Source organism: Pseudomonas sp. MWU13-2517 (genome assembly GCF_023242545.1).
Taxonomy (GTDB): Bacteria; Pseudomonadota; Gammaproteobacteria; order Pseudomonadales; family Pseudomonadaceae; genus Aquipseudomonas.
The window spans coordinates 85,576-102,084 of sequence record NZ_JALMFA010000002.1; the positions used below are offsets into that span (position 1 = coordinate 85,576).

Sequence of the window (16,509 nt, forward strand, 5' to 3'; positions counted from 1 at the left end):
TCCGATGCGTTTTGCCGTTCTCGGCAGCGGTAGCCAAGGGAACGGCACGCTGGTCGCTCATGACGACACGTACGTGCTGGTGGATTGTGGTTTCTCGTTAAGAGAAACCGAGCGGCGCCTGCTGCGCCTGGGGGTTCACCCCGCGCAACTCAGTGCGATTCTGGTGACCCACGAACATGCCGACCATGTGCATGGCGTGGGTTTGCTGTCTCGGCGCTACAATCTACCGGTATACCTGAGTCGCGGCACCTTGCGCGGGATGCGCAAACCCATTGACCCTGCTGGTTTCCTGGCCGGTGGCGAGCAACTGCAAATCGGCGCGTTGAGCATCAATGTGGTTGCCGTGGCACACGACGCCCAGGAGCCGACGCAATACGTGTTCAGTGGCGGTGAGCGGCGTTTCGGCGTGCTCACCGACCTGGGTTCCTACTGTGCGAAGGTGCTGGACGGTTACCGCGACCTCGATGCCTTGATGATCGAGTCCAACCACTGTCGAGACCTGCTGGCTCGTGGTCATTACCCGTACTTTCTCAAGCAGCGGGTGGGCGGCGAACTGGGGCATTTGAACAACCATCAGGCGGCGTACCTGGTGTATGAGTTGGGCTGGCAAGACCTGCAGCATCTGGTCTTGGCCCATCTGAGCAGCAAGAACAACCTGCCGACGCTTGCCCGGCAATGTTTTGTCGACACCCTTGGGTGCGACCCGGACTGGCTGCAACTGGCCGATCAAGATTCAGGGCTCGACTGGCGACATATCGCCTAGCCCACCTCACTCAAAGCGGAGCCCATCATGGAAAAACGTGAAGAACTCTACCGCGGCAAAGCCAAGTCGGTTTACAAGACCGACGACGCCAACCGCCTGATCCTGCTGTTTCGCAACGACACTTCGGCATTCGACGGCAAGCGCATCGAACAGCTTGATCGCAAAGGCATGGTGAACAACAAGTTCAACGCCTTCATCATGCAGAAACTCGAAGCGGCCGGCATTCCGACCCAATTCGACAAACTGCTGGGCGACAACGAGTGCCTGGTGAAGAAGCTGGACATGATCCCGGTCGAATGCGTCGTGCGTAACTACGCCGCCGGCAGCCTGGTCAAGCGCCTGGGCGTGGAAGAGGGCCTCAAGCTCAACCCTTACACCTTCGAGCTGTTCCTGAAGGACGACGCCAAGGGCGACCCGTTCATCAACGAATCCCATGTTGTGGCGTTCGGCTGGGGCACCGCTGAGCAACTGGCGCGCATGAAAGAGTTGTCCCTCAAGGTCAACGACGTGCTGAGCAAACTGTTCGACGACGCCGGCCTGCTGCTGGTGGACTTCAAGCTGGAGTTTGGTGTGTTCCACGACGGCTCCATCGTCCTGGGCGACGAATTCAGCCCGGACGGCTGCCGCCTGTGGGACAAGGACACCAAGAAGAAGATGGACAAAGACCGCTTCCGCCAGGGCCTCGGTGACGTGATCGAAGCCTACGAAGAAGTCGCCAATCGTCTGGGCGTACCGCTTTAATCGACGCAAGCATCTGATAGCACGGAAAAAAATCTTCTTTGGGGTTTGCTTCCGCGAAACACACTGTTATGATGCGCGCCGTTGGAGAGATGCCAGAGTGGCCGAATGGGACGGATTCGAAATCCGTTGTACCTTCACCGGTACCTAGGGTTCGAATCCCTATCTCTCCGCCATTACATAGAAAAAGCCCCGTAGCTGAATGAGCTACGGGGCTTTTTCGTTTTCTGCTGTCTGCTTTCTGCTCAGGCAGGTTGCGTCACCGAGCTATTACTCACATTGCGCCCCAGCACCAGCACCGTGACAAAACCAACGCCGACCAACGCCGTAGCCAGGCTCAGCAGTACCGAGCTACCCATCTGATCAACGATTCGCCCGCCGAAGAACGAGCCCAAGGCAATGATCACCTGGAACAAGGCCACAAACAGCGGCATACCGCGTTCAACATCCTTGGGCGCCACGACAAACATCCAGATACTGGCGCACGCCGGGAAGGCACCAAAGGCGAAGCCCCAGAGTGCGATCAGCATCGTTGCGCCGGTCAGGCCGGTGGCGAAGTAGGGGAACAAGGCGGTGCTGGTGCCGATCATCAGTGCGACCAGCAGCAGGGTGTAGCGCACGCTGCGGTTGGCGGCGAAGCCGGCAAAAATGTTACCCGCGACGCCTGCTACGCCGAACATCAGCAGCAGTGAGCCAATGGTCTGGCCGTCGAAGCCGGAGCTGTTTTTGAAGAAGGGCGCGACGTAGGTGTACGCCGCAAAGTGCGCCAGACCAATCAGCAATACTGCGATCAACCCGACCCGAGCGCGTGGGTTGATAAACAAGGCCGGCAGGTCACTGATCAGAATGGCCTTTTCCGGATTGAGCCGAGGTAGCAGGAAGACCTGCGCCAGCAGCACCGGTACGCCCAGCAGCGCGGTGACCAGGAAGGTCATGCGCCAGCCCATCAGGCCACTGAGCCAGGTGCCGACAGGCACGCCCAGCACGGTGGCCAGGGTCACGCCCATCATGATGATCGAGGTGGCCTTTGCGACGCCCACACCTTTGGGGGCCAGGCGACCGCTGAGGGCGATGGCTGTGGCCCAAAACCCGCCGATGCTGATGCCCAGCAGGACGCGACCGAACAGCAGCAGGCTGAAGTCACTGGCGAACGCCACGACAGTGTTGGCGATGATCATGATCAACGTCAGGCCGATCAACAAATAGCGGCGGTCCATGGCGCCAATAATCACTGACAGCAACGGGGCGGCGAGGGCGGCCATGATGCCGGGCAGCGTCACCATCAGGCCGGCATGGCCGGCACTGATGCCAAGGTCGCTGGCGACGTCGTTGAGTACGCCCACCGGCAGGAATTCACTGGTCACCAGGGCGAACGCACCCACGGCAACCGAGAGAATCGCCAGCCACTGCTGTTTGACACTCTGTTGATTATGTTCTGGGGGGCCACTAGGGGCTTGGCTGGCACTTGGCATGATATGGGTTCCAAGGGGAATGACGCCTGAAGCCAGGCGCGGGGAGGGGAAAGTGGAGGCGATTATATGAACCGGTTTTGCCAGGCACCCAGGCGCTCGTTTCGATAATAATCATCAGTGCAATCGATTCGACGTGCTTCAGGCCGGCAGCCGGACCACGCTTTACCTGCTGGCAAAATGGCCCATGGTGGCTTGTCTCTCTTGCTGCTGTTCTTCTTCATCGTGACGGCGCATGACAATCGTGAAGACTTGCCGTGAACAGGCCTTGGTTACTGCACCGCACTTTTCATGGCCGCAGCTTTATTTGCAGTACAGGTTCTCGCATCCGGTGACGAACCGGTGCCGCCCAAGCCGAACTGGCCCAAAGGCCATCTCCGACGCCGACCGTGCCGATTACGGTCAGGCGATCGCATACGTGGGCTGGGAATGCCGTGCGCGATCGTGCAGGACGGCGGGTATCACCTGGAGACGCTGGACAGTAACGCGCAGTCGTTTGTCGTAAGCGCGCGAGGTTGGGACGATTGCTCGGCAAATGCAGTCAGTCAACGAGAACAGGATGATCGTTGTAGCTGACCCGTGCGCAACCCCTAAGGTGACGCTACAGCTGGGAGACTTAAGCGCAAAGCCTCCCTGGGTTTAATACTCAGCAGGCTTTTATCGGCTTTATCAGGCTTTGTGCTGGAATTCCAAACATCTCATGTAGTTTCCAGATCATCGGTAACGTGAGGGCACGTTTTCCATTCAGCACTTCGTAAACGCGGTTCTGGCGACCGATGGCGGGCACCAGGTCTGCAACTGACAGACCGGATTGTTCCATTCGGAATCGGATCGCGTCGATTGGGTTAGGTAGGTCAATCGGGAAGTGTTTCGCCTCGTAGGCCTCGATAAGAGTGATCATTACGTCAAAATAATCACCTTCCGGTGTCCCGGGCTCCGGTTCGTGATCGAACAATGGGGAGACCGACTTGAGTGCGTTTCTGTAGTCTTGTTCGGTATGGATAGGTCGGATTTTCATGGGTTACTCCGTTTCAACCGTATCGGCATCAATTGCGTCGTATTGTTCATGCGTACCGACGAACTTTATATAGAGAGCTCCGTAGCGGTACGCCACGGAGACTACGAGCCGGTAGTCATTACCTTTGATGTTGAATACGACCCTTCGGCCTTTGAGAATGCTGGCATTGCGAAACTGTTGTTTGATAAGTGCCGGTGTTACCCAGCTTGCATTTTTTGCCTCATCCAGCCAGGCAAGTAAGGGTTGCTCTGAATCAGGGTACTTTTGCCAGAAACTCTTGAGTTGACTGATCGCGATAATTCTCATGCGAAGATCCTAGTCCCATGGCGGGACCTATGCAAGTGGGTGTTTTTTTGATTCCAGCTTTTCAGGCGCGGCCGACATGGCTGAGCATGGACACGCGGGCTGGGGAATGATCAAAAACTGAGTTCTATGCCGTTTGTCATGCTTCTACCTGGGAGTTTTCCCACATAAGAAATTCCCCTCATAGCCATGCATAAGCGGGCCCAGAAACATGAAGGGGCCGCAGGCGTACAAAGGCGAGGGTGAGGGAGGAATTTTGCACACTGGGAGCTTCAACGGCAGAGGCAAGCCGGCCCATAGCGTCATTCCGCACCACGCTCGCGCTGTATCGTTTTCTGCGGATTGCTGAGGACCAACGGTGGAATTGGAGTGCTTGTCGGGCAGTGAAAACTGCACGCCGATACAGCCCGATAGACAAGAACTCAGCATTGCGGCAATGACGGTTTTTTCCATGTAAGACCTACTGAGAGGGTGGTACATCCAAGCTCTCAGTATCGACGTCCGCCGGCGTTATGCATGATTTAATAAGAATTAACTTATTGATATTTATGTCTTTATATTTATTGGAAAGAGCAGGTCAGCAATTTTCAGTATTGCTGATCCGCTTCATTCCCGCTCAGGGTGAAACCTTGCGGCCTTCTGGCACCAGTTCCAGCACCCGGTTTCTGCCACCCTCTGCCAACAGGTAAGTCCCACGCCCTGTCGGAACAATCGATTGCGGCGCTTTCAAAAACGACAGAATGGTGTGCTGTTTTCCGAAGGGGTCAATCAGCAGCAAGCGCGCCCGGTGCGTCGAGTCCTCGTTGACCCACAACCCACGCTCGTCACACATCAGGAACGTCGGCTGGTTCAGGCCCGTCAGCACCACCGGGTCGTTGCCGTCGTCGGTCAGTTCACGTACCACGCCCTTTTTCTTTTCCGTATAAAGCATGCGCCCATCCGTGCAACGCACGATGGCTTCGCCTTCCTCGACCTGATCGCGCAGCACGCTCAGGGACCGGTCACTCCAGCGGTAACGCATCAGGCGACCGGTGGGCTTGCGGTCTTCAATGGCGTACAGGTCGTCGCCCTCGATCCACAGGCCCTGCACGTTTTCACCGCGGAACAACTCCGTGACGACGCCGTCCTTGAGATAGCTGACGGGCGCATCGCTTGATTCCTGGCTGAACACCCAGCCGCCACGGGTGGCGACCATGCCGTCGGGTTTGGACAAGTTGGCCACGACCACTTCGCGCTTCCCATCCGCGTGGATACGCACGATGCTGCCCAGCCCGTCCTTGAGCTCCTGGGTGACCATCAGCGAGCCATCATGCAGGGGCATCAGCGACGCCGCCTTGGCCACGTCTCGATGAATCACCGCATAGCTCCAGCCATCGCCGGCCCGCACCGGGTAGAAACTCTGCCAGGCAAAAAAGCCCAGGGTGGCGAGGCATAGCAGGCCGAGGGTCCACGCGCCGAAACGGAGCGCGCGATGGTTTTTTATTATTGGGGTCATGGGTGTGCGCCGGTGAAGGTAGGGAGAAAATAATCGAGTCGGACACCCTACCAAGGCTGCCATTGAACTTCACCCCGGGATAATCGCCTGTCCCCGAAAACCATGCGTCTACGCCGTTCCAGGTCCAGGTACATGACGTCCCGGCAACTCCCATACGATAATGCCCCCACCCTGACAGCCACTGGCGACCTTCGTGAACATCAACTTCGACCTCAACGATCTCCAAGCCTTCCGCGCCGTGGTAGACAAAGGCAGTTTTCGCGCTGCCGCCGAGGCCATCAGAATCTCGCAACCGGCCCTCAGTCGACGTATCGAAAAACTCGAGTCCGCGCTCGCCGTGAAGCTATTCGAGCGCACCACCCGGCGCGTCAACCTGACCATGGTGGGCCGCGCGTTTCTACCCCAGGTGGAGCGTATTCTCGATGACCTCGACATTGCCTTGATGGGCATCAGCGATGTGGCGTCCACGCGGATGGGCAACGTAACCATTGCCTGCGTGCCGTCTACTGCCTATTACTTCATGCCCCATGTGATCTCCGAGTTTCACAAGCTCTACCCGAAGATTCGCCTGCGGGTGCTGGATGCCAGCGCCGGTGAGGTCTGCAATGCCGTGGAGAGCGGAGAGGCGGATTTCGGTGTGAGTTTCAGCGGCAGTCTGGCCGATGAGGTGGAGTTCGAACTGCTACTGCAGGAGCGTTACGTCCTGGCCTGCCGCCATGACCATCCATTGGGCGGGCGCCAGAGTGTGAGCTGGGCTGAAGCTTATGAACACGACTACATCACCGTGGACAAATCCTCGGGCAACCGCTTTCTGCTGGACCAGGCCCTGCGCGGCGTGCGGGTAAAGAAACCGAGTGTCTGCGAGACCCATCACGTGACCACCATGATCGGGCTGGTGGAGGCAGGATTGGGCGTGGCGATGGTGCCATCGATTGCAATGCCGCCCGGCACGCACCCGATCCTGGTGAGTGTGCCGCTGGTGGAACCGCAGGTGATGCGCAATGTGGGCTTGATCAAGCGCCGCGGGCGGACGTTGCCGCCGGCGGCGCTGGAGTTGGAGCGGTTGGTGCGTGAGATGCCGTTTCGGTCAGCGTGACACCGAGTCCAGGCCGGTGGATTGCACCACCGGTTGCGCCTCGGGTGAGGCCAGGAACTTCAGCAGTGCCCGCGCCTGAGCCGGATGTTCGGCATTGACCGGAATCCCCGCGGCAAAGCGCGTTACGGACTGTACGTCTTCCGGGATCTTGCCGACGTAGGTCACCCCCGGTACCGGCAACAGTTCAGCCACCTGCTGCAAGCCCACCTCGTAGTCACCCTTGGCGACCTGTTCGGCCACCGGGAGGCGCTCGATCATGGTGCCCTTGGCGGGCATGCCGAGCTTCTTGAACAGCTCTTTCTCGACATACACTCCGCTGGCGCTGTCCGAATACGCCACGGACTTGGCCTGGGTCAGCACAGCCTTCAACTCGGCATCGGTGCTGATCGCAGGTTTGGCAGCACCTGCTTTCACCACCAGGCCGATGCGCGAATCCGCCAGTTCCACGCGGGACGCAGGGTCGACCTTGCCTTGCTTGATCAAGTCATCCAACGCATAGCCGACCATGATCACGACATCGGCGTGTTCGCCACGGGCCAGGCGGTTGGGAATCGCTTCCGGTGCCTTGCCCATGGACGGGCCCAGGATGGTATCCAGGGTGTCGCCGCTTTGCCGGGCATATTGCGGGCCGAGCAGTTTATAGGCAGCGGTAAAACCACCGGAGGTCATCACCTTGAGCTCTTCGGCCTGCGCCGTCAGCGCCAGGGTGCCGAAGGCCAGGGCCGTGAGGCTATTGAGCAGCGACCGCATCATACGGCCTCCCGCATTACCTGCCCGCGGGCATTGGCGCGACGGTACAGGGCCAAGGTCGAGCACAGGGCGCACAGCGCGGCAAACATCATCCAATAGGCCGGCGAAGCCTTGTCTTCGGTGACATGGATAAACCAAGTGGAGATCGCCGGGGTGAAGCCACCGAAAATGGCAGTCGCCAGGCTATAGGCCAGGGAGAAACCGGCCACACGTACTTCCACCGGCATGATTTCGGTCAGGGCCGGGATCATTGCGCCGTTGTACATGCCGTAGAGGAAGGAGAACCACAGCAGGGTTTCCAGCATGTGTGCAAAGCTTGGCGCATTCACCACAAACGACAGCGCAGGGTAAGCGGTGAGCACGGTGAGGGCGGTCATCGCCACCAGCACCGGCTTGCGCCCGAAGCGGTCGCTCAACGTGCCGCCGATCGGCAGCCAGACAAAATTCGACACGGCCACCAGCAACGTCACCAGCAAGGCATCGGATGTGCTCAGTTGCAGCACGGTCTTGCCGAAGGTCGGCGCGTACACCGTGATCAGGTAGAAAGCCGTGGTGGTCATGGCGACCATCAGCATGCCGCCGATCACCATGGTCCAGTTCTTCGCCAGGGTCGCCAGTACTTCGCGCATGCTCGGGCGGTGTTTGCGGTTGGCGAACTCTTCGGTTTCCTGCAGGTTGCGCCGCAGCACGAAGATGAACGGGATGATCACGCAACCGATGGCGAACGGGATGCGCCAGCCCCAGTCGGCCACTGTGGCCGGTTCCATCCACTGGTTCAGGCCATAACCCAGGGCGGCCGCGACCACGATGGAGATCTGTTGGCTGCCGGACTGCCAGCTGGTGTAGAAGCCTTTGCGGCCTGGGGTGGCCATTTCAGACAGGTACACCGACACACCGCCCAGTTCCGCACCCGCCGAAAAACCTTGCAGCAGACGACCCAGCAGCACCAGCAACGGCGCCCACAGACCAATGGTTTGATAACCCGGTACCAGCACGATCAGCAGCGTGCCGCTGGCCATGATCGACAAGGTCAGGATCAGCCCTTTGCGGCGACCGACGTCATCGATATAGGCACCCAGGATGATCGCGCCCAGGGGACGCATCAGGAAACCTGCGCCGAATACGGCGAAGGTCATCATTAATGACGCAAATTCATTGGCGGCGGGGAAGAACGCGGCAGCGATATAGGTGGCGTAGAAGCCAAACAGAAAGAAGTCGAACTGTTCGAGGAAGTTGCCCGAGGTAACGCGTAATACCGCACCTACTTTCGAAGGGGCAGCGTCGGGCCGGGAAGGGCTAGTCATGGTTTTTGTGTCTCCAGCGTTTTTTTTAAGAGCTTGTTTCGCTTAGGACCCGGGATAGTGGCTGACACATTAAGAAATGATAAGTGAGTTATTTGGATGAATTGATGCATGAAAGTTATCAAAGGGGAGCGGGCGACCAAAGTGCTCACCTTGTTCTATGCTGCACAGGTGACCCATTCTTACGGACGGGAGGTGGCTATGGATCATGAGCAGAAGAAGCGCGACGAGCCGGAGCATGAACAACCCCGGCAGCCGCGTGAGGAAAAACCCCAGACCTGGAAGCATCCTGATGACGGTACGGAACTGTCCGAGCTTGATCAGGAGCGTCCGCTCAAACCCTGAACAGGTGCACCCGATCAATGGATCGGGGTGCACAACTCCACCAGCGTTCCATCCGGGCAACGCACATAAGACACCACTTGCCCCCAGGGCTTCGTGCTCGGTGGCGACAGCTCCGTCGCGCCTTGTGCTAGGGCTCTGGCGTGGGCGACAAACACGTCTTCGGTGATGAAACCCACTTCCATCCCCAACGGTTTGCGTGAGGCATGGGCCTGCACATGGCCGCCGTCGAAGTTCATGTCCGCCAATTCATGCGCGGCAAACGAGAGGGTGGTGTCGCCTGTCTCCAGCTCGCCATAGGTGCCTGACTCGTGCAGGAAACGGCGACTGAAGCCGAAGGCTATTTCAAAGAATGCCAGGGAGGCGGCAACGTCCGGCACATAGATAATGGTGTAGGCGAATTTCATGCTTGGCAGTCCTTGCTCTCAACCAGGTTGAGGCCATTTGAGATTAAACCAGCAGCGACGTCGGAAACCCCGCCGCCAGTACCATATAGGCGATCACCGTCGCCAGGCACAAGCCGATAAATACGCGCAGCAGTGTCCTCACGGTGGGGTTGGCGATGAGGCGGACAACCCAGAGACAGAACCCGGCCACGATAATGGCCAAGGCGATAATGACCAGCACGATGGTGTTCCTGTGACCTTCAAGAGCTGATTTATAGTCCCAAAGCCGTTCGATGAACAGTGTTCACATAGACGCAGGCCCATGGGCTTTCTAAACTGCGCGATGTCTTGGGGAAAGGGGCAGGCGCCGATGAATCGTAATGAACTACGCAAGGCCGACATCAACCTGATGGTGGTCTTCGAAGCACTGATGCTCGAGCGCAACGTGACACGGGTGGCGGAGAAGCTGTTTCTCGGCCAGCCGACCATCAGTTCGGCCCTCAACCGTTTACGTACCTTGTTCAATGACCCGCTGTTCATACGCGTCGGTCACCGCATGGAACCGACGGCGCGGGCCGAGGAGATCATCCAGCACCTGTCGCCGGCCCTGGATTCGCTGTCGTCGGCCTTGAGCCTGACCCACGATTTCGACCCCTCCCTGAGCACCATGACCTTTCGCATCGGCCTGTCCGACGACGTCGAGTTCGGCCTGCTGCCGCCGTTGCTGCGGGCGTTGCGCCAGGAGGCGCCATCGGTGGTGTTTGTGGTGCAGCATGTGGATTACTGGCGTATCCCGGACTTGCTGGCTTCCGGCGATATCACGGTCGGCATCACCCAGACCCGCGGCCTGCCGGCCAACGCCAAACGTAAACTGTTGCGGCATATCCGCCCGTGCCTGTTGCGCGCCGATGCTTCGGACACACCGCTGACCCTCGACGAATATTGCGCACGGCCCCATGTGCTGGTGTCCCATACCGCCAACGTGTCCGGGTTTGCCGATGAATGGCTGGCGGAGATTGGCCGCAAGCGCCAGGTGGTGCTGTCGGTGCCGCAATACAGCGCGCTGCCGGCATTGCTCGCCGGCACCGACATGATCGCCAGCCTCCCGGACTACACCGCCCAGGCCATGGCCGCCGGCGGGCATCTGTTCTGCGAGCCGTTTCCGTTTGAAACCCCGACCCTGGACCTGTCCATGGTCTGGCTCAGCCATGTCGATACCGACCCGGCGGAACGCTGGATGCGCTCGCGCCTGGAAGCTTTCATGAGTGAGCGCGGTTTGCTGGCGGAGCCGCCGCCAAAATCTTGAGTCAACCCTTCAGGGAGAAGCACCGATGACCTTACCCCGTTCATTACTACGTGGGCGCGGCAGTCAGGACAGTGGCAAGGTCGGCATGGTCGAGTTGTTCTTCGACCTGGTGTTTGTGTTTGCCGTGACCCAACTGTCCCATTCGCTGCTGGCCCACCTGACCTTGGTTGGCGCGGTGCAGGTGGCGCTGATGATGGTCGCGGTGTGGTGGGTGTGGATCTTCACTTCGTGGGTCACAAACTGGCTCGACCCGGAAAAAATCCCTGTGCGCCTCGGCCTGTTCGGCTTGATGGTGGCCGGTCTGTTGCTGTCGTCATCAATCCCCAAGGCCTTTACGGACCGAGGGCTGTTATTCGCCGGCGCCTACGTCTGCATGCAAGTGGGCCGTACGCTGTTTGCCTTGTGGGCCGTGCGTGGCGAGTCACTGAACATGATCCGCAATTTCCAGCGGATTCTGGTGTGGATGCTCTGCTCCGGTGTGTTCTGGCTGACCGGAGCGTTGCTGGAGGGCGAGCAGCGCCTGGCCTGCTGGGCGCTGGCGCTATTGATCGAGCTGATATCTCCGTCGGTGTATTTCTGGGTGCCGGGGCTTGGGCGTTCAACGCTGGCGGACTGGAATGTGGAAGGCAGTCACATGGCCGAACGCTGCGGCCTGTTTGTGATCATTGCCCTCGGGGAATCACTGCTGGTGACCGGCGCCACCTTCGCCGAGTTGCCTTGGAGTGTCGAAGGTTTCGGCGCTTTCCTGGTGGCCGTGGTGGGCAATATCGCCCTGTGGTGGATCTATTTTGACAGCGGTGCCGAACGCGCTCATCACCGAATTGCCAGTTCCGCCGACCCAGGCCGACAGGCACGGATTGCCTACACCTACCTGCACGTGTTGATCGTGGCGGGGATCATTGTCAGCGCGGTGGCCGACGAGCTGGTGCTGGTGCACCCGGGGCATGCCAGCCAGGCGGGCGTGCTGGCGATCATCGCGGGCCCGGGGGTGTTTCTGTTGGGCAGTGCGTTGTTCAAATGGGTGATGACCAGCCGGCCGTTGCCACCGCTCTCGCACCTGGGCGGCGTGTTGATGTTGCTGGTGTTGTTACCGCTGGGCTGGCAACAGGTGTTTTCGGCGCTGGTGCTGGGGGCGCTGACCACGGCGATCCTGGTGATCGTGGCGTTTTGGGAGAATCGTTCGCTGCGCAGCGTGGCAGAAGTTTCACACTGAAAGCGCTCTGAATCAGCCCGGCTGCGTGCTATATCTATGACTCTTTTCCTACAACCATTGGGAGCTTTTAATGCCGCACCTGCATCTGGAATACACCGCCAACCTCACAGAGCTGCCTGTCGAGAAAACCCTGTTGCGGCTCAACAACGTGCTGATGGCGTCCGGGCAGTTCGCGTCCGAGTTCGATATCAAGAGCCGCGCAGTGAAGGTGGAACATTTCCAGGTCGGCACTTCCCTCAGCCCCCGCGGTTTTATCGCGGTGAAGCTGTCATTGCTCAGCGGGCGGTCGCCGCAGATCAAGCAGCAGTTGTCGCAAAGCCTGTTGGCGGCATTGCAGGACCTGAGCGAATGGCCGGCGGACCTGCAGGTCCAGTTCAGTGTGCAATTGGTCGACATGGATCGCGAGTCCTACAGCAAAGTCGCGATCGGCTAAGGCTTATAGAAACGCCAGGTCGGCACATACCCACCGGTTCGTCATGGGCACGGTGCACGTGTGGGCCGACGCCATCACCAGGTCGAAGCGGCCTTTTGCTTCGGGTCGAAGGCCTGGCCACCGGCGTGGCACAGGTTGATGCTTTCCAGGATCTTGCGCACATGACCATACATGGTGGTGGCCTTGTAGGTCGGGCGCATGCCGGCCCGCGTGTTGATAAACAGCTCGTCTTCAAAGCTGGTGCGCAGCTTCTTCAGGCTGTAGCTCACGGTGGACTGACTGACGAACAGCGTTTCGGATACCTCGGTAACGCTGCTCTGGTCATAGACGGCGATAAATACCATCAAGTCCTGCATATCGAGCTTTCTGAGCAAGTTACTGTTTAGCATCGGTTTCGTCCGTAAACCCGTTGTACCGAACTCAGTACAAGACTGCACAAAAGCTTAACGGAACGAGCGTGCCAATAGAAAGCTCTGTAGGCCGTTTCTATGTTTGGTGTGGGACAAATAATGTTGCTAACACGACGTCAGTCTCCGCCTGTGCGCTATCGCCGGTGCGTCACGTAGTCTCAATGCAGACACCGTGCAGTCCCCACTTATTCCGCCACCCCCTGCGTCCACAGGGCCTGGTCGACTTCAATCAGCGTCGGGCCCTGGCGGTCCATGGCGGCGCGCAATGCCGCCCGCAACGGCGCAATGCCGTGGACGCTTTCGGCAGCACAGCCCAAGGCTTTGGCCACACCGATAAAGTCCGGCGTATAGATGTCTACGCCCACCGGTTCTATGGCGCGGTTGACCATGTATTTCTTGATCTCTTCGTAACCCTGGTTATTCCACAGCAGCACAATGATCGGCGTACGGGCTTCCACTGCACTGGCCAGTTCCGGCAGGCTGAACTGGAGGCCGCCATCGCCGATCAGGCACACCACCGGCTGCCCGTCGCCACGTCCCAGCCAGGCGCCGATAGCGGCCGGCAAGGCATAGCCCAGGGTGCCGTAGCCGGTGGAAGAATTGAACCAGCGACGTGGATGGTCGAGGTTCAGGGTCAGGTTGCCGCTGTACACCGGTTGGGTGGAGTCGCCCACCAGCACGGCGCCAGGCAGTTCATCCAGAATCGTGTTGAGGAACAGAGTCTGTGCGCGAGTGGCGGCATCCCACGCCGGCGTCAGTTCGGCCCACAGACGGGCGACTCGTTGCCTGCCCCAGGTCGAATCGCGAGCCGGCAATGGCTGGCTGTGCAAGTCGTCCAGCAACGCGGCGGCGGCCATTTGCGCGTCGGCCACCAGTGCCACCCGTGGCGGGTAGTTGCGCACGGTCTGGTCGGCGTCGATATCGATACGCAGCAGCGCGCCCGGGATCTCGAAGCCGCCGGCAAAGGTCACGTCGTAGTCGGTTTCCGCCAGTTCGGTGCCGATGGCCAGCACCACGTCGGCTTCGGCCACCAGCGCGCGTGTGGCGGCCAGGGTCTGGGTCGAGCCGATCAGCAGTGGATGAGAGGAGGGCAGCATGCCCTTGGCATTGATGGTCAGTGCTACCGGTGCACCGAGGGTTTCGGCCAGGCGCGTCAACTCAGGCGCGCCCCCAATGGCGCCGCCACCCGCCAGGATCAAAGGGCGTTTCGCTGCGGCAAGCAATTGGCCCATTTGCTTGACCGACGACGGCGCCGCGCCGGCCCGGGCCACGCTGATGGGCTCACAGCCCAGCAACGCATCGGCGTTTTCCACCAGCACATCCAGCGGGATTTCGATGTGTACGGGGCGCGGTCGACCGGCCTGGAACACTGCAAAGGCCCGCGCCAGTACGCCCGGCAATTCTGCGGCCGACATCAAGGTATGGGAGAACGCCGCCACGCCCGCGATCATTGCGCTCTGGTTCGGTAACTCATGCAACTTGCCGCGCCCGCCGCCCAATTGACTGCGCGATTGCACGCTGGAAATCACCAGCATCGGGATCGAGTCCGCATAGCCTTGGCCCATGGCGGTGGTGATATTGGTCATGCCGGGGCCGGTGATGATGAAGCACACGCCGGGCTTGCCGCGGGTACGCGCATAACCATCCGCCATAAACCCGGCACCCTGTTCATGGCGCGGGGTGACGTGACGGATGCCGGAACGCGCCAGGCCACGGTACAGCTCCACGGTGTGCACGCCGGGAATACCGAACACCTGGTCCACACCGTAGCGTTCCAGGAGGTTGACCAATACTTCGCCGCAGGTCGCCATACATGTCGCTCTTGTCAGGGATTCGAGGCGGTATTGGAGCGGCTCGGCGGTAGCGGCAACAATCGATAAAAAGTCATACTGGCCATGTCCTCACGTCATGGCTCACTTGCAATGAAACGCCTTCCTCCGCTGCCCGCCTTGCACACGTTTTGGGTCACCGCCCAGTGTTGCAACTTCACCCGCGCCGCCGAGCAATTGCATATCACCCAAGGCGCGGTGAGCCGGCAGATTGCCGGGCTGGAAAGCCATTTGGGCTACGCCTTGTTCCGGCGCCAGGCGCGGGGCTTGAGCCTGACCGAAGAGGGCCGGGAATGGTCGCTGCGTGTGCAGCAGGTCTTTGGCTTGATCTCGGATGCGCTGGAGCAGATCGGCGATCGTCGCGAAACCCTGCAACTCAAGGCGTCCACCTGTGTCATGCGGTGGCTGCTGCCGCGCCTGATGCAATGGCAGCGTGAACGTCCGGATGTGCCGGTGGAACTCACCACCACCGTGGCCTACACCGTGGACTTTCGTCGCGAGTCATTCGACGCCGCGGTGGTCTATGCGCCCATTGCCGAGCAAGCCGCCGAGGCGCGGCACTTGTTTGATGAGCAGCTCACGCCGGTCTGCGCACCTGCCTTGCTCGCTGGTTTGCAGACACCGGCGGACTTGCAGCACCAGGTGCTGCTGCACCCCACGCGGGACGGGCGGGATTGGGCGTTGTGGTTGAACGCGGCGAATACGCGGTTGAGCAATCTGGCCCAGGGGCATCATTTCGAGACGCTGGATTTGGCCATGACGGTGGCGTCACAAGGGTCAGGCGTGGCGATCGGCGACAGCGCGCTGATTGGCGAAGATCTGAAAGCGGGGCGCTTGGCGACGCCGTTTGAATTGAAGGTACCGACGGGGATGGCGTATTACCTGGTATATCCAGCGGGAGCCGAGCCCTCGCCAGGGCTGGAAGCATTGATGAGTTGGCTGGTGAGCCAGGCGCAATGTGGGAGGGGGGGTTAAGGCTTTTTGTAGGCGCGAGCAAGCTCGCGCCTACAGGTGTAAAGCTTGCCCCTCCTGCGGATCAGTAGCCGACGGTGAAGCGCTGGCGGGAGTGCTTCGGTGATTCAACTTCGTCGATCAAGGCGATAGCGAAGTCAGCGAAGCTGATCCAACTGCGGCCTTCGCTGCTCACCAGCAAATCATCCTGGCCCAAGCGGAATTTCCCGGTGCGCTCGGTTTCCACGAACTCCGCCGATGGCGACAGGAACGTCCAGTCCAATTCTTTCTCCTGGCGCAGTGCGTCGAGAAACTCCGCGCCCGCGCTGGCTTCGGCTTTGTATTCGGCAGGGAAGCCCGGGCTGTCGATCACGCGCCCGCCACCCGGCAGCAGCAACGAACCAGCACCACCTACCACCAGCAGGCGTTTCACGCCGGCCTTTTTCACCGGGCCGATCACGGCACTGGCGGGCAGGGTGGAGAAGTGCGCGGCACTGATCACCACGTCATTGCCGCTCACCGCCTGTTGCAGGGCGTTGGCATCCAGGGCGTCGACTTGCTTGACGGTCACGCCCGGGCGCGCCGTCAGTTTGTCGGTATTACGAGCGATGGCGGTGACGGTATGTCCACGGCGCAGCGCTTCTTCCAGCAGTTGGCTACCGGCACGGCCGGTGGCACCAATGATTGCAATCTTGCTCATGACATT

The 16,509-nt window shown here is 60.0% G+C and carries 18 protein-coding genes, 1 tRNA gene and 2 pseudogenes; 10 read left to right on the forward strand and 11 right to left on the reverse strand.

Going from position 1 to position 16,509, the window contains the following annotated elements:
- Window positions 1–4 precede the first annotated feature (4 nt).
- The 3 genes from M5B97_RS02935 (at window position 5) to M5B97_RS02945 (ending at window position 1,677) form a co-directional block, all read left to right on the forward strand.
- Window positions 5–763, forward strand: a complete 759-nt coding sequence (locus M5B97_RS02935; protein ID WP_123715039.1) for an MBL fold metallo-hydrolase — start codon at window positions 5–7, stop codon at window positions 761–763.
- Between the two features lie 27 nt (window positions 764–790).
- The gene (gene purC / locus M5B97_RS02940) at window positions 791–1,504 is read left to right on the forward strand and encodes a phosphoribosylaminoimidazolesuccinocarboxamide synthase (RefSeq protein WP_010212191.1); all 714 of its coding nucleotides are present in this window, start codon (window positions 791–793) and stop codon (window positions 1,502–1,504) included.
- 83 nt (window positions 1,505–1,587) lie between these two features.
- Window positions 1,588–1,677, forward strand: a tRNA-Ser gene (locus tag M5B97_RS02945).
- 69 nt (window positions 1,678–1,746) lie between these two features.
- Here M5B97_RS02945 and M5B97_RS02950 read toward each other — a convergent pair.
- Window positions 1,747–2,973 carry an MFS transporter gene (locus tag M5B97_RS02950; RefSeq protein ID WP_248730702.1) on the reverse strand — a complete coding sequence of 409 codons (1,227 nt, stop codon included), beginning with the start codon at window positions 2,971–2,973 and terminating at the stop codon, window positions 1,747–1,749.
- A gap of 390 nt (window positions 2,974–3,363) precedes the next feature.
- On the opposite strand from M5B97_RS02950, the pseudogene M5B97_RS02955 reads away from it, so the two are divergent.
- A pseudogene (locus tag M5B97_RS02955) lies at window positions 3,364–3,546 on the forward strand (hypothetical protein); the annotation flags it as partial.
- A gap of 70 nt (window positions 3,547–3,616) precedes the next feature.
- Here the strand turns inward: M5B97_RS02955 and M5B97_RS02960 are convergent.
- The 3 genes from M5B97_RS02960 to M5B97_RS02970 form a co-directional block, all read right to left on the reverse strand.
- Window positions 3,617–3,988 carry a transcriptional regulator gene (locus M5B97_RS02960; protein ID WP_123715042.1) on the reverse strand — a complete coding sequence of 124 codons (372 nt, stop codon included), beginning with the start codon at window positions 3,986–3,988 and terminating at the stop codon, window positions 3,617–3,619.
- A 3-nt stretch (window positions 3,989–3,991) separates the two neighbouring features.
- Window positions 3,992–4,294, reverse strand: a complete 303-nt coding sequence (locus M5B97_RS02965; RefSeq protein WP_123715043.1) for a type II toxin-antitoxin system HigB family toxin — start codon at window positions 4,292–4,294, stop codon at window positions 3,992–3,994.
- A gap of 613 nt (window positions 4,295–4,907) precedes the next feature.
- A complete protein-coding gene (locus tag M5B97_RS02970) occupies window positions 4,908–5,786 on the reverse strand; it encodes a hypothetical protein (protein WP_248730703.1) in 879 nt (292 codons plus the stop codon).
- Window positions 5,787–5,979: 193 nt separating this feature from the next.
- Between M5B97_RS02970 and M5B97_RS02975 the strand changes: the two genes are divergently transcribed.
- Complete coding sequence (locus M5B97_RS02975) at window positions 5,980–6,882, forward strand: LysR family transcriptional regulator (protein ID WP_134657943.1); 903 nt, start codon at window positions 5,980–5,982, stop codon at window positions 6,880–6,882.
- Here the strand turns inward: M5B97_RS02975 and M5B97_RS02980 are convergent.
- Both M5B97_RS02980 and M5B97_RS02985 read right to left on the reverse strand, forming a co-directional pair.
- On the reverse strand, window positions 6,874–7,632 hold the full coding sequence (locus M5B97_RS02980) for a substrate-binding domain-containing protein (protein WP_123715045.1): 759 nt from the start codon (window positions 7,630–7,632) through the stop codon (window positions 6,874–6,876). The two genes, M5B97_RS02975 and M5B97_RS02980, sit on opposite strands and share 9 nt — an antisense overlap.
- Window positions 7,632–8,936 (reverse strand): MFS transporter, encoded by a 1,305-nt coding sequence (locus tag M5B97_RS02985; protein WP_123715046.1) that lies wholly within the window; start codon window positions 8,934–8,936, stop codon window positions 7,632–7,634. Before M5B97_RS02985 ends, M5B97_RS02980 begins: the two co-directional genes overlap by 1 nt.
- A 108-nt stretch (window positions 8,937–9,044) precedes the next feature.
- On the opposite strand from M5B97_RS02985, the gene M5B97_RS02990 reads away from it, so the two are divergent.
- Window positions 9,045–9,278: a hypothetical protein gene (locus tag M5B97_RS02990; RefSeq protein WP_123715047.1), complete on the forward strand. Its 234-nt coding sequence runs from the start codon at window positions 9,045–9,047 to the stop codon at window positions 9,276–9,278.
- Window positions 9,279–9,292: 14 nt separating this feature from the next.
- Here M5B97_RS02990 and M5B97_RS02995 read toward each other — a convergent pair whose 3' ends face one another.
- Together M5B97_RS02995 and M5B97_RS03000 are read right to left on the reverse strand one after the other, a co-directional pair.
- Entirely contained in the window at window positions 9,293–9,682 is a 390-nt protein-coding gene (locus M5B97_RS02995) for a VOC family protein (protein WP_248730704.1), read from the reverse strand.
- Window positions 9,683–9,725: 43 nt separating this feature from the next.
- Window positions 9,726–9,902 (reverse strand): hypothetical protein, encoded by a 177-nt coding sequence (locus M5B97_RS03000; RefSeq protein ID WP_248730705.1) that lies wholly within the window; start codon window positions 9,900–9,902, stop codon window positions 9,726–9,728.
- 129 nt (window positions 9,903–10,031) lie between these two features.
- On the opposite strand from M5B97_RS03000, the gene M5B97_RS03005 reads away from it, so the two are divergent.
- From M5B97_RS03005 to M5B97_RS03015, 3 genes are all read left to right on the forward strand, one after another.
- Window positions 10,032–10,967, forward strand: coding sequence for a LysR substrate-binding domain-containing protein (locus tag M5B97_RS03005; protein ID WP_134657941.1), 936 nt, complete (start codon window positions 10,032–10,034; stop codon window positions 10,965–10,967).
- Between the two features lie 25 nt (window positions 10,968–10,992).
- Window positions 10,993–12,180, forward strand: a complete 1,188-nt coding sequence (locus M5B97_RS03010) for a low temperature requirement protein A (RefSeq protein ID WP_248730706.1) — start codon at window positions 10,993–10,995, stop codon at window positions 12,178–12,180.
- Between the two features lie 70 nt (window positions 12,181–12,250).
- Window positions 12,251–12,613, forward strand: coding sequence for a 5-carboxymethyl-2-hydroxymuconate Delta-isomerase (locus tag M5B97_RS03015; protein WP_248730707.1), 363 nt, complete (start codon window positions 12,251–12,253; stop codon window positions 12,611–12,613).
- Window positions 12,614–12,702: 89 nt separating this feature from the next.
- On the opposite strand, the pseudogene M5B97_RS03020 reads toward M5B97_RS03015, so the two are convergent.
- Together M5B97_RS03020 and M5B97_RS03025 are read right to left on the reverse strand one after the other, a co-directional pair.
- Window positions 12,703–13,002 (reverse strand): annotated as a pseudogene (locus tag M5B97_RS03020) (LysR family transcriptional regulator); the annotation flags it as partial.
- A gap of 206 nt (window positions 13,003–13,208) precedes the next feature.
- Window positions 13,209–14,834 (reverse strand): 5-guanidino-2-oxopentanoate decarboxylase, encoded by a 1,626-nt coding sequence (locus M5B97_RS03025; RefSeq protein ID WP_248730708.1) that lies wholly within the window; start codon window positions 14,832–14,834, stop codon window positions 13,209–13,211.
- A 111-nt stretch (window positions 14,835–14,945) separates the two neighbouring features.
- Between M5B97_RS03025 and M5B97_RS03030 the strand changes: the two genes are divergently transcribed.
- Complete coding sequence (locus M5B97_RS03030) at window positions 14,946–15,827, forward strand: LysR substrate-binding domain-containing protein (protein ID WP_248730709.1); 882 nt, start codon at window positions 14,946–14,948, stop codon at window positions 15,825–15,827.
- 61 nt (window positions 15,828–15,888) lie between these two features.
- Here the strand turns inward: M5B97_RS03030 and M5B97_RS03035 are convergent, their stop codons facing one another.
- Window positions 15,889–16,503, reverse strand: coding sequence for an NAD(P)-dependent oxidoreductase (locus M5B97_RS03035; protein WP_134657937.1), 615 nt, complete (start codon window positions 16,501–16,503; stop codon window positions 15,889–15,891).
- Window positions 16,504–16,509 lie beyond the last annotated feature (6 nt).